This is a genomic window from Streptomyces poriferorum, from assembly GCF_019399235.1.
GTDB classification, from domain to species: Bacteria; Actinomycetota; Actinomycetes; order Streptomycetales; family Streptomycetaceae; genus Streptomyces; species Streptomyces poriferorum.
Genome location: NZ_JAELVH010000006.1, coordinates 84225 through 95135 on the forward strand (window position 1 = coordinate 84225; position 10911 = coordinate 95135).

The 10911-nt window shown below is 72.0% G+C and carries 13 protein-coding genes; 1 reads left to right on the plus strand and 12 read right to left on the minus strand.

The genetic code is table 11. The features are described from left to right. Positions 1–6: 6 nt before the first annotated feature. The 3 genes from JGS39_RS02510 to JGS39_RS02520 all read right to left on the minus strand — a co-directional run bounded on the left by JGS39_RS02510 (position 7) and on the right by JGS39_RS02520 (position 1630). Positions 7–246 (minus strand): hypothetical protein, encoded by a 240-nt coding sequence (locus JGS39_RS02510; protein ID WP_219567005.1) that lies wholly within the window; start codon positions 244–246, stop codon positions 7–9. 76 nt (positions 247–322) lie between these two features. After that, positions 323–859 carry a GNAT family N-acetyltransferase gene (locus JGS39_RS02515; protein WP_219567006.1) on the minus strand — a complete coding sequence of 179 codons (537 nt, stop codon included), beginning with the start codon at positions 857–859 and terminating at the stop codon, positions 323–325. Positions 860–907: 48 nt separating this feature from the next. Beyond that, complete coding sequence (locus tag JGS39_RS02520) at positions 908–1630, minus strand: hypothetical protein (protein ID WP_219567007.1); 723 nt, start codon at positions 1628–1630, stop codon at positions 908–910. A 295-nt stretch (positions 1631–1925) separates the two neighbouring features. On the opposite strand from JGS39_RS02520, the gene gcl reads away from it, so the two are divergent. Then, positions 1926–3701, plus strand: coding sequence for a glyoxylate carboligase (gcl, locus tag JGS39_RS02525; protein ID WP_219567008.1), 1776 nt, complete (start codon positions 1926–1928; stop codon positions 3699–3701). Between the two features lie 89 nt (positions 3702–3790). On the opposite strand, the gene JGS39_RS02530 is transcribed toward gcl, so the two are convergent. The 9 genes from JGS39_RS02530 to JGS39_RS02570 all read right to left on the minus strand — a co-directional run bounded on the left by JGS39_RS02530 (position 3791) and on the right by JGS39_RS02570 (position 10766). Next, positions 3791–4531 (minus strand): class I SAM-dependent methyltransferase, encoded by a 741-nt coding sequence (locus JGS39_RS02530; RefSeq protein WP_219567009.1) that lies wholly within the window; start codon positions 4529–4531, stop codon positions 3791–3793. Next, positions 4528–5769: an ATP-grasp domain-containing protein gene (locus tag JGS39_RS02535; RefSeq protein WP_219567010.1), complete on the minus strand. Its 1242-nt coding sequence runs from the start codon at positions 5767–5769 to the stop codon at positions 4528–4530. Before JGS39_RS02535 ends, JGS39_RS02530 begins: the two co-directional genes overlap by 4 nt. After that, positions 5766–6017 carry an acyl carrier protein gene (locus tag JGS39_RS02540; RefSeq protein ID WP_219567011.1) on the minus strand — a complete coding sequence of 84 codons (252 nt, stop codon included), beginning with the start codon at positions 6015–6017 and terminating at the stop codon, positions 5766–5768. Before JGS39_RS02540 ends, JGS39_RS02535 begins: the two co-directional genes overlap by 4 nt. Next, positions 6014–6511: a holo-ACP synthase gene (locus tag JGS39_RS02545; protein WP_219567012.1), complete on the minus strand. Its 498-nt coding sequence runs from the start codon at positions 6509–6511 to the stop codon at positions 6014–6016. Before JGS39_RS02545 ends, JGS39_RS02540 begins: the two co-directional genes overlap by 4 nt. Continuing rightward, positions 6508–7542 (minus strand): NAD(P)H-dependent flavin oxidoreductase, encoded by a 1035-nt coding sequence (locus JGS39_RS02550; RefSeq protein WP_219567013.1) that lies wholly within the window; start codon positions 7540–7542, stop codon positions 6508–6510. Before JGS39_RS02550 ends, JGS39_RS02545 begins: the two co-directional genes overlap by 4 nt. After that, entirely contained in the window at positions 7529–8389 is an 861-nt protein-coding gene (locus JGS39_RS02555; protein ID WP_219567014.1) for a class-II aminoacyl-tRNA synthetase family protein, read from the minus strand. Before JGS39_RS02555 ends, JGS39_RS02550 begins: the two co-directional genes overlap by 14 nt. Before the next feature lie 89 nt (positions 8390–8478). Then, positions 8479–9354: a diiron oxygenase gene (locus tag JGS39_RS02560; RefSeq protein WP_219567015.1), complete on the minus strand. Its 876-nt coding sequence runs from the start codon at positions 9352–9354 to the stop codon at positions 8479–8481. A gap of 51 nt (positions 9355–9405) precedes the next feature. Further along, positions 9406–10068 (minus strand): hypothetical protein, encoded by a 663-nt coding sequence (locus JGS39_RS02565; protein ID WP_219567016.1) that lies wholly within the window; start codon positions 10066–10068, stop codon positions 9406–9408. Beyond that, positions 10011–10766, minus strand: coding sequence for a condensation domain-containing protein (locus tag JGS39_RS02570; RefSeq protein ID WP_219567017.1), 756 nt, complete (start codon positions 10764–10766; stop codon positions 10011–10013). Before JGS39_RS02570 ends, JGS39_RS02565 begins: the two co-directional genes overlap by 58 nt. Positions 10767–10911: the final 145 nt, after the last annotated feature.

Sequence of the window (10911 nt, forward strand, 5' to 3'; positions counted from 1 at the left end):
GCACCGTCAGGCGGCTTCGATGATGTCGCCGGCGGTGCCCTGGGTGGCGGCCGCCCATTCGATCAGCAGTACCTCGTAGGCCGCGGACTCCATGGGGGACCAGTCCTCGCCGGCACGCGCGTCCACGAGCGCGCGGATCGCCTCGTTCGCCTCGACGGCGGCGGGGTGGGCCGGCTGTGCGGGGAAGGTGCCGCGCGACGGAGCGGCTGGTGTCGTGGGTGGAGAAAGCCGTGGAGTTAAGACCATGCGCCCCACTCTAGGGCCCGCAACTGACAACAGACCGAACATCTGTGGCCCCTGGCTCGAACGTGACCGATAGCACTCACTGTGGCCGGACGGTTTCTGTGAGGTGCGGCACGTCGCGCCGCATGCAGACCCGCGGCCACCGGTCGAGGCCGTGCTCCGCCTCCTCGGCGCGAATTCTGCGCAGCCCGTCCGTGAGGCCGGATTCCGTCAGCGCGCGGAAGCCGAGCCGGGCGTAGTACGGCGCGTTCCACGGGACGTGGGTGAACGTCGTCAGCGTCAGCGCGGTCAGCCCTTCGTGCGCGGCCCAGGCCCCGGCGCGGTCGATGAGGGCGCTGCCCAGGCCGCGCCGGGCGGCCGACGGGTGGATGGAGACCTGTTCGATGTGGCCGGCGCCGTCGACCGGGTCGGCGATCAGATAGCCGAGGGGCCGGCCGTCGGGGCCCGTGGTCACCCAGGCGCGGCCGGCCGTGCGGTAGCCGTCCAGCAGTTCCAGGGGCGGGGGGTCGTCGTCGGCCACGCAGGACATGCCGAGCATGCGGAAGGATTCGCCTGCGGCGCGCTCGATGTCCTGGAGGAGCGGGAGATCCGAGCGGTGGGCGGGACGGATGCGCATGCTTCAGTATGGCGCGCGTGAGGCCTGTCGGTCGGTGGCGTACCGGGCTCAGGCGCCGGTGCTGAGCAGTTCGTCCGCCGGGCTGTTCACCGGCTGCGGGGTCCCGGTGAGGTCCATGACGAACAGCGGGATGCGGAGCCCGTCCGCCCGCTCCCTGGCCTCCGGCGCGTACCCCGCGAGCGAGAAGAAGACGCTCGACACCGAGGCGCTGAGGGCGTTGAGCCACAGGCATTCGACGTCGCGCAGCGCGGTCGGCCGGGTGGCGGAGTCGACCTGCGCGATCAGTCCGGCCGCCCGCAGGTCGATCCGGGAAGCGGGGCGCCCGGCGGGCTGCACGACATCGCGGTAGCCCAGCCACTTCAGGTACAGCGCGGCGGCGCCGACCGCGTCGCGCGCGGTGCGGATCGTGAGTGGCCGGAAAGGAGGCCGCGGCGCCGGGGCCGTACGCGGCAGCGGTATGTGCGACGGCCGTACGGGCCGTGAGGACGAGCGGCCTCCGCGGCCGGGCGCCGCCACCGGGCGGACCGGGATCCGCAGGACGGCCCCGCACGGGCAGCACAGCTCCGGCTGCGGCCACTGGTCGTGCCGGCCGCAGCCGCGACAGCGCACCGTCACCCAGTCGTCGTTCCAGGTGCGGTGGGTGATCGGTGTGACGGGGGCGCCGCGCAGCAGGGGCGGGGCGGTCGGTGCGCCGCAGGGGCAGGGATAGACGGGCGTCGTGTACGCGTGGTCGCGGCGGCAGGCCGGGCACCGTACCGGCACTGATTCCACCCTCGGACTCCCCACGGCCGACGATCATGCGGCCGGCCCGGAATCCGGGCCGGCTCCGCTCCGTACCTCCATGCTCCACCAAGAGCGAGGCCCCCGGGAGGGACTTGGGGTACTTCGTCGTTCCGGTCCGCAGGCGGGACCTCCCCGGCGGCCTCTCTTGACGGCTGTCCGGGTGCGCTTTAGATTTGCTTCCGTATAGCAGAATCAAGTTTCCGTAATGCGGAATTGGTGCTCTCAGGTGGCGCGACAGAGCCCGACTCCACCCAGGTCCGAGCAGGAGCACTCAATGCCTCGAATGACCGCTGCGCGAGCGGCAGTTGAGATCCTCAAGCGCGAAGGCGTCAGCAACGCGTTCGGTGTGCCGGGCGCGGCGATCAACCCCTTCTACGCGGCCCTCAAGGCCTCCGGCGGGGTTCATCACACGCTCGCCCGCCACGTCGAGGGCGCCTCCCACATGGCGGAGGGCTACACCCGGGCCCGCCCGGGGAACATCGGTGTCTGCATCGGTACGTCGGGACCGGCCGGCACCGACATGATCACCGGCCTCTACTCCGCCATCGCGGACTCCATCCCGATCCTGTGCATCACCGGCCAGGCCCCGACCGCGGTGCTCCACAAGGAGGACTTCCAGGCGGTCGACATCGCGTCGATCGCGAAGCCGGTCACCAAGGCGGCCACCACCGTCCTGGAGGCCGCGCAGGTCCCCGGCGTCTTCCAGCAGGCCTTCCACCTGATGCGCACCGGCCGTCCCGGCCCGGTCCTCATCGACCTGCCGATCGACGTGCAGCTCACCGAGATCGAGTTCGACCCCGATCTGTACGAGCCGCTGCCGGTGCACAAGCCCGCCGCGACCCGCAAGCAGATCGAGCGCGCCCTGGAGATGCTGAACGCCTCCGAGCGCCCGCTGCTCGTCGCGGGCGGCGGCATCATCAACGCCGACGCGCCCGGACTCCTGGTGGAGTTCGCCGAGCTGACCGGCATCCCGGTCGTTCCCACCCTGATGGGCTGGGGCATCATCGCCGACGACCACGAGCTCAACGCCGGCATGGTCGGCCTCCAGACCTCGCACCGCTACGGCAACGCGACCTTCCTGGAGTCCGACTTCGTCCTCGGCATCGGCAACCGCTGGGCCAACCGGCACACCGGCAAGCTGGACGTGTACACGAAGGGCCGGACGTTCGTCCACGTCGACATCGAGCCCACCCAGCTGGGCAAGATCTTCGCCCCCGACCTTGGCATCGCCTCCGACGCCAAGGCCGCGCTGGAGCTGTTCGTCGAGGTGGCGCGCGAGCTGAAGGCGGCCGGCAAGCTGAAGGACCGCTCGCAGTGGGCCGCCTCCGTGCAGGAGCGCAAGGCGACGCTCCAGCGACGCACGCACTTCGACAACGTGCCGCTGAAGCCGCAGCGGGTGTACGAGGAGATGAACCGGGCGTTCGGCCCCGAGACCCGGTACGTCACCACGATCGGCCTCTCCCAGATCGCCGGCGCGCAGATGCTGCACGTCTACCGGCCGCGCCACTGGATCAACTGCGGCCAGGCGGGCCCGCTCGGCTGGACCATCCCGGCCGCCCTGGGCGTCGCGACGGCCGACCCCGAGGGCTCCGTCGTCGCCCTGTCCGGCGACTACGACTTCCAGTTCATGCTGGAGGAGCTCGCGGTCGGCGCGCAGCACCGCATCCCGTACGTGCACGTCCTGGTGAACAACTCCTACCTGGGGCTGATCCGCCAGGCGCAGCGCAACTTCGACATCGACTTCCAGGTCAACCTGGAGTTCGAGAACCTCAACTCCCCGGAGCTGGGCGTCTACGGCGTGGACCACGTCAAGGTCGTCGAGGGCCTGGGCTGCAAGGCGATCCGGGTCACCGAGCCGGACCAGCTGCTGCCGGCGTTCGAGGAGGCCAAGAAGCTCGCGGCGGAGTTCCGGGTGCCGGTCGTCGTCGAGGCGATCCTGGAGCGGGTCACGAACATCGCGATGAGCGGTACGGACATCGCGTCGGTCAACGAGTTCGAGGACGTCGCCTCGGACCCGTCCCATGCACCGACGGCGATCCGCCCGTTCGTGAAGGCCTGATCCGTCGGGCCTGCAGCCCCTGCTCCCCGTTCACCGGGGAAGCAGGGGCCGCCGCCTCGTCGTCGCCCGCGATCCGGGATGGCCGCGGATCAGGACAGGACCAGCAGGTCCATCCAGCTGGTCGCCGGCTCCGCGGGGCCGGCCTCGGCCGCCGCGCGCAGGTCCGCCATCCCGGAGGCGAACTCCTCGTCGGTGATGCCCCGCAGTTTGGAGTCGGCGTCACGGCGGATGCTGTCCGCGAACGCCGCCAGCGTGGGTGCGCTCTCCTGCGGTACGGAGTGCAGGGCGACCCGGGAGAAGCCCGCGGTGGCGAACGCCTCACAGATCCGTTCGACACTCGGGTAGGTGCTGATGGCGCGCTCGGTGGCGGGGAAGTACCGCACCCGCAGGTCGCGGGCGGCCCGTCCGGGGAACACGTTGCGGATGAGGACCGGCGCCCCGGGCTTCAGGGCCCGGCGCAGTTCGCGCGCCGCCGCCCGCGGGTCGGACAGGTGATGGACGACCGAGCCGAGCCAGGCCGCGTCGGCGCAGCCGTCGGCCACGGGCAGGCTCTCGGCCCGCCCGTCGAGTACCTCGATGCCCTCGGCGGAGGGAATGAGCGCGCGCATCGCCTCGGCCGGTTCGACGGCCAGGACGCGCACGCCGAACCACTCGTGGAACGCGGAGGCGAAGGCGCCCGTCCCCGCGCCGACGTCGAGCACGGTCCCTCCGGGGGTGAGACGTGCCTCCTTGCCGATGATCTCGCGCCAGGCCGCGAGCCCGGCGCGGGGAACCTCCCGCGCGGCCCGGTAGTCCTCGGCGGTGCGCCGGTCGTACGGAATCGCTGTCATGTGCCCTCCAGATGGTGCGCTGCTGTGCCGACTGGGCCGGTTCGCGGTGCGAGTCCGTTCAGTACGGGGGTCAGGTCCGGTTCCGTGCCGTCTTCCCGATCACCGAAGATCCCGTAGAAGAGCCAGCCCCTCGGGGGTGCGAGGGTGGACGCCGCGAGCGGGAGGATCCCCGGCCCGCCGTCGCCGGCGAGCAGCCCGGCATCGGACAGGGCGTGGACGAGCCGCTCGAAGTAGTCGTCGTCCGCGACGGGTACGAAGGCCATGCGGAGCCCGACACCGAGCCGGGCGGCGATCAGCGCGGGCGAGAAGCGGGCGTTCACCTCGAGTACGGGGACGAGCTCACCCGATGTGGTCGTCATCGAGTCGACGGCCAGCGGCCCGTGGTAGCCCTCGGCGGCCACCGCCGCCGCCACCGCCTCCACGGTCTCGCGGTACCCGGCGCGGTCGAGCTGTTCCAGCAGCGCGGCGCCCGCCGGGCCGGAGCCCCGGAAGGAGTGCCCCTCGTTGACCAGTTCACGGGTTCCGTGCCAGGTCACCTGTCCCGCCGGTCCGATGTCCAGGTGCGTGACGAAATCGGCCGCCCGCTCGTACAGCGGCTGGACGACGAATTCGATCCGGTCCTCCCGCCGGGCCAGGGCGCGCAGGAGCCTGTCCAGTTGGGCGGCCGTTTCGACCACGAAATTGCCCTGGCCCGAGACGCCGTAGGGATCCTTGACCACGCACGGCGCCCCGGCGGCGGCCGAGCGCAGTTCGTCCGCCGAGGTGACGACCACGCCCGAGCCGGGGAAGCCGAGCCGTGTCGAGAACGTCTTGGAGTTGACCCGGCGGACCGTCCCGGCGTCGGGCTGCTGCCCCTCGAGCCCCATGCGGGTGAGCGCCGCCCGGGTGCTCGGCAGTACCGCGTACGGGGCGCAGGCCAGTCCCGCGAGGCCGGCCGTGTCCATGCCGTGCGCCGCCAGCCGCTCCTCCACCGGCTCGCCGGTGGGGCCGGGCACCGGCAGGTGCCGGGCGCCGAAACCGGCCGCGTGCATCATCTCGGTGAAGGCCGCCGGGGGCCGGTGATGGGTGAGGAGCACGTCGCCGGGGCGGCAGAGCGCCGCGAGCAGTTCGTCCATGCCGTTCAGCAGACGTTCCGCGTGCGGGTCCCGCAGAGCGGGCAGCTGGGCGAGTCCCTGGGGCCGCCACTGTCGCTCGGCGTCGCAGCTGCCGAACCGGACGGTGCCCCCCGCGGCGGTCATGCGGAGACGTCCTGAAGGGCGGGCCCACCGGACAGGAAGCGCTCCTCGATGCGCGCCAGCGTCCGGAAGTCGTCGACGCTGACGGTTCCCAGGTCGATCGGACTGCCGGAGACCTCTTCCAGGAGGTAGATGAACTCCAGGAAGTCCAGGGAGTCGACGAGCCGCCCTTCGATGAGGTCGAGTTCGGTGCCGATCTCCCCGGTCAGCTCGGGGTTCTTGCTGTAGAGCCAGTCGACTACCTGCTTCATGAGCGCTTCTCCTGTGTGTGGTGGGTGTGGACGGGGCCCGGCGCCGGCAGGGCCGGGGCGCCGACCGCGACGGCGGCGGCCCAGTCGCCCTGGTGGGTGATGCTCACCGACCAGGAGGTGAGTGCCCTGCGTCCGGCTGCGGCGAGGGCGCTGCGGTGCGCGTGGACCACAGGCGCCCCGCCGGACGCACGCAGGATCTCGATGTCGCGGTGCAGGACGAAGTCGTCCTGAGGGGTGAGCAGTTTGATGAACGCCTCCTTGGCAGCGAGACGGCCGGCCAGGGTCGCGTGTCCGCCGTTGCGCACACCGTCCAGTTCGCGCAGCTCCCGCACGCTGAACTGGTCGCCGAGCCAGCGGGGCCCGAGCCGGGCCAGCCGCTCGCCCACCGACGGGATGTGCGTCAGGTCGACGCCGACCGCTACCGGCGCACCGGCTGCCAGCTCAGCGAGGAGGGCGGTGAGCAGGGACCTCTCGGTGGTCGTGGCCGCGCTCACCGGGCGCCGCCGAAAGCTGCGGCGTCCGTCCGGATCGCCCCGCGCAGCTCGTCGCGCAGCCGGGCGACCACGGTGGCGGCGGGCAGCACCGCGTCCACATGGCCGACCCCGGCCCCGGCGTACCGGGCCATCTCGTCCACCCGCCCCTCGGCCTCCAGGGTGGGAGCCGCCGCCGAACCACGGGGAACGGGCCGGCGGGCACCCATGACCGTGGTCCAGGCGATCAGCTGGGCCGGCAGCGGCTCGGCCGCCTCGGTGACCGGGCTGCGCAGGACGCGATGGACCCGGCCGGGCCAGCCGATCGAGAACCGGTCCGTCGTCACCGTGTCGCCCGGCCCGGCCACGGTGAGCGCCTGCCGGTACGCGGGGTGCGCGCCGGACTCCTCGGTGGCGACGAAAGCCGTCCCGCACAGGGCGCCCGACGCCCCAAGGGCGGCGAGTCCGAGCAGATCCGCGCCCCGGTGCACGCCCCCGGCGGCGAACAGCGGCACACCGAGGCGCCGTTCGGCGGTCCGCGCCAGGAGCTGCCGCACCGGGAGTGTCCCGAGGTGGTGGCCGCCTGCGTCGGTTCCCTGGAGCACCACGGCGCGGGCACCCATCGCGACGGCCGCGTCCGCGTCCTCGGCGGTGCCGACCTGGACCACCAGGAGGTGACCGGCCTCGCGTACCTCCCGCGCGAACGGAACGGGCGGCAGGCCGTAGCTGTTCACGACGAGTTCGCGGTCCGCCGCATCCAGGACGGCCCTGAGCTGATCGGCCAGCAGTGTCCCCGCGACCTCGGGAATCACGTTGACGCCGAAGACGGCGGGCGTGGCCCGCGCCGTGGCCGCGACCAGGCCGGAGGCCAGGGCCCGGTCGCTCTTGTAGAGGGCGACGGTGCCCAGCGCCCCGGCGCTGCTGACGGCGGCGGCGAGCGCGGGGGTCGCCACCCCTCCCATCCCGGCCTGGATCACCGGCAGTTCGGTCCCCAGGGCGGCTGCCCCCGCGGCCAGCGGCGGGGGCAGCCGGAGTCCGGTGTCAGCCCCGGACATCGCGGAGCCTCGCCAGGGCCGACTCGGCGCTGCCGTGCGTCAGTTCCATCGCGTGGACCCAGCGCTCCACACCGAAGGCGGTGCAGCTGCTGTGCGCGGTGGCTCCCTCGGTGGTGATGCCGAGGCGTTCTCCGAAGAAGTTGCGGTGCCGGTTGACGGACGCGATGGCAGTGCCGTCCTCGGCGAGGAACTCGTACTTGACGGGGTCCAGCGCCATCAGCTTCGCGCGGGAGCCGGTCTTGTCGTAGAAGGGATCGTTGGCGGGCTCGTAGCTCAGCTCCACGCCCAGATCGGCGGCGAGGGCGGTGATGAACTCCTTCGACGCGGCCAGGTGTTCCGCCGCGCCCTGCGAGGTGCCCAGGTAGATGACCTCGCGCATGTGGAAGCCCCACAGGCGGCGCAGCCCGTCGTAGTGCGTCTCGTTGCGGAAGCAGCGTCCGACCGAGGTGAGGCGCTGTCCGGCACCGACCTCCTGGCCCTCCAGGGAGAGCAGCAGTCCGTAGCAGGTCGCGGAGGGGAGCATGTAGCCGGTGGCGGCCAGGGACACGTCCGCGGGCGCGGATCCGGCCGCCAGCCCGTCGATGCCCTCCTCGGTGAAGCGCCCCGCGGACACACCCAGGTGCGGGAAGTTGCGGAAGTAGTCCAGCCGCGCCAGCCCTTCGGCGGGAAGCAGCGGGGGGCCGACGACGGCGGGGGCCTCCACCTGGGCCGCCAGCTGGGTGAACAGGTCGTCGAGGGCGTGGAACAGCGCGGTGCGGGCGGGGCCGAGCGGCACGAGACCGGGTCCCGGCTGCCGGAGCGCGGCCGTGTCCGACGGCGGGGCGGAAGGGGTGGCGTGTGTGGTCATGGGGCGGCTTCTCCTTGAGTCCGGTGCGGTTCCCGCTCGGCGCGGCCGGTGTGCGGACGCCGTCGGGTGGTGGTGCGGTCGGACGGCACTCAGCCGAGCAGGCCGATCCGCTGGTAGAAGGCCGTGGTGCGGGAGGTGATCGAGGCGTGCGCCGCCTGCCGGGCCGGGTCGGCCAGCAGCCGGGTGCGGAAGGCGAAGGGGTCGGGGATACCGGCGTCGCGGTAGACCTCGACGCTGTACAGCTGCTGGATGGACGTCTCGATGTAGCGCTCCACGTAGGTGCGGGCCATGGCCTGCTCCTCGGCGTCGCCGGCCTCGCACAACCGCTCGTACAGGGCGCGCACCAACTGGCAGCCGAACGCGATGTGCCGGGACTCGTCCTGGTGGTGGACCCGGTTGATGGCGCGGATCGTCTCGGGCAGCGCCGAGTCGGCGGCCATCCTGCTGTTGAAGTGGTCGACGATCTGCTCGAAGATCAGGATCCGGCTGAAGACGATGAAGTTGTCGAGCAGCGCGGAGTGGCTCTTGGCGGGGAAGGCCATGGACCGGTCGGCGTAGAGCTTCTTGCCGTACCGCAGGCAGAACTCCGCGAAGAACCACATGTGTTCGTTCTCCTCACCCAGGAAGTGGTGGAAGAACGGGGTGGGGATCTCGTATCCGGGGGCGTGGATACGGGCCACGACCTCCTGGAGCAGCTCACGGATACCGTGCACGTTCAGGCTGTAGAAGTTGACGCTCTCCCATTGGGCCAGCGCCAGGTACTGGTCGCGGGTGAGTTCGGCGGCGGCGTCGGTGCCGTGCACCGACATGAGGTCCTCGCTCATCCACAGCGCGCCCTCGGGAATGCTGTCGGGCCAGTCGAACGTCTGGTACGGGTTGTAGTAGTCGTTCTCGGCGGCGGCGGTCAGCCGCTTCACAGCGGCGCTGAACTCGTCGTCCCAGACGGATACCGTGGCAGTGCTCATCGTGACTTCCTTATGGGAGGGGTGCGGAGGGGAAAGCCGGTTCACCGGTGATCAGCGGAGGGTCTCCAGCGCGACGGTCCCCGCCACGCTCTCGACCAGGAGCGTCTCGAAGGACCGCAGGAGCCGTTCGATCTCCGGCCTGGGGACCAGACGGGTGTCGGCCATGAGGTGGAGCAGGCAAGTGTCCGGCTCGTACGCGGTGTGCACGAAGAAGGTGGCGTCCTGGCGCTCCCACACGCCGACGCAGGACACCTCGGTCTTCTCGGTGAGCGCCCTCAGCTGTTCGGCCGATCCGTCGGTGGCCGGCAGACCGGGCCAACGGTCGTGCATCCGCTTGTCGTTGAAGAAACAGGAGAGGTCCAGCTCACCGCCGCTCGCGGCCTTTGCCTCCTCCAGCACCTCGTCCATGGCCAGCGGGTCGTACTGCGCGTGCCGGTAGGCGTTCATGCCCACGAGGAAGGTGCGCCGGACGAGTTCCTCGAACGAGCCGGTGCCGCTGTCGACGGCGAAGAGGGCGTTCTCGGCCATCGCCGCGATCAGCCGCCGGCTGCGCTCGTCGTGGCGGTTGACGGCGATGAGCTGGAGGACCGCCGTGTTGTGTCCGCTGTACGAGCCGAGTACGGCGGCGGTCGCGGCGAGCAGCACCGTCTGGGTGCTCACCCGGCAGCGGTCGGCCAGTGCGGTGGTGGCCACGGCGACCGCGGGTGAGTCCATGCGCAGCCGCACGAACCGCTCCGGCGCGGGGTCGTCGGCGGGCCGGGTGAACACATGGCGGGGGGCACCCGGCTCAGAGTGGTGCGCCAGTAGGCCAGGGAGGCGGTCCCGCGGGCGGCGCCCGCGCCCTCGGTCTCGAACGCGGCTTGGTCGAGGGGCTGCCAGTCGGGGGCGGGCCCCGCCCGGTCGTCGAGCAACGCGGCCAGGTCGGCGAGGAGTTCGCGTACGGCCCAGAAGTCGACGCCGAGGTGGGAGAAGGCGAGGGCCAGCTGACCGGGGGCCCCCGCCTCCAGCACCAGGGCGCAGCGCAGGGGGAGTTCGCGGTCGTGGTCGAACGCGGTGCCCGCGAGTTCCTGGGCCAGTCGGCCGGCCGTCTCGGCGCCCGTTCCCGGTGAGGTGTCGTACACGGTGTACGCGAACGTCCCCTCGTCCGTGACCTCCTGCTCGGGGCCGGTGGCGGCCTGCCGGAAGTGGGTGCGCAGGGCCTCGTGTCGGCTCAGCAGTTGCCCGAGGGCGGCAGCGACCTGGGCCTCGGTGCGACCGGGCGGCACGGGCAGGGTCCGGCGGATGTTGAAGTAGTGGGATCCCTCGCCCAGCCAGCGGATGGACTTCCAGATCGCCTGCTGGCCCCAGGTCATCGGGGCGCGGTCGGCCCGGCGTCCGTGGAAGCGCGACGAGCCGGTTCGGCTGTCGTCCATGGTGGGTTCCTTTCGTCGCCGCGCAGGGCCGTGCCGCGGGCGGGAGGCATGAGGTGGGGGTTGCGCGGACCGGACAGGCGGACGAGACCCGTGCGCGGGCAGCGGGCATCGTCCGCCCGGGCCGGGGTCGTCGAGGGCGGCCGGC

Excerpts from the sequence above, each read along its gene's own strand:
- JGS39_RS02530 (WP_219567009.1), bottom strand. The coding sequence starts at position 4,531 with ATGACAGCGATTCCGTACGACCGGCGCACCGCCGAGGACTACCGGGCC.
- JGS39_RS02560 (WP_219567015.1), bottom strand. The coding sequence starts at position 9,354 with ATGAGCACTGCCACGGTATCCGTCTGGGACGACGAGTTCAGCGCCGCT.
- JGS39_RS02555 (WP_219567014.1), bottom strand. The coding sequence starts at position 8,389 with ATGACCACACACGCCACCCCTTCCGCCCCGCCGTCGGACACGGCCGCG.
- JGS39_RS02540 (WP_219567011.1), bottom strand. The coding sequence starts at position 6,017 with ATGAAGCAGGTAGTCGACTGGCTCTACAGCAAGAACCCCGAGCTGACC.
- JGS39_RS02515 (WP_219567006.1), bottom strand. The coding sequence starts at position 859 with ATGCGCATCCGTCCCGCCCACCGCTCGGATCTCCCGCTCCTCCAGGAC.
- gcl (WP_219567008.1), top strand. The coding sequence starts at position 1,926 with ATGACCGCTGCGCGAGCGGCAGTTGAGATCCTCAAGCGCGAAGGCGTC.
- JGS39_RS02550 (WP_219567013.1), bottom strand. The coding sequence starts at position 7,542 with ATGTCCGGGGCTGACACCGGACTCCGGCTGCCCCCGCCGCTGGCCGCG.
- JGS39_RS02570 (WP_219567017.1), bottom strand. The coding sequence starts at position 10,766 with ATGGACGACAGCCGAACCGGCTCGTCGCGCTTCCACGGACGCCGGGCC.
- JGS39_RS02535 (WP_219567010.1), bottom strand. The coding sequence starts at position 5,769 with ATGACCGCCGCGGGGGGCACCGTCCGGTTCGGCAGCTGCGACGCCGAG.
- JGS39_RS02565 (WP_219567016.1), bottom strand. The coding sequence starts at position 10,068 with ATGGACTCACCCGCGGTCGCCGTGGCCACCACCGCACTGGCCGACCGC.
- JGS39_RS02510 (WP_219567005.1), bottom strand. The coding sequence starts at position 246 with ATGGTCTTAACTCCACGGCTTTCTCCACCCACGACACCAGCCGCTCCG.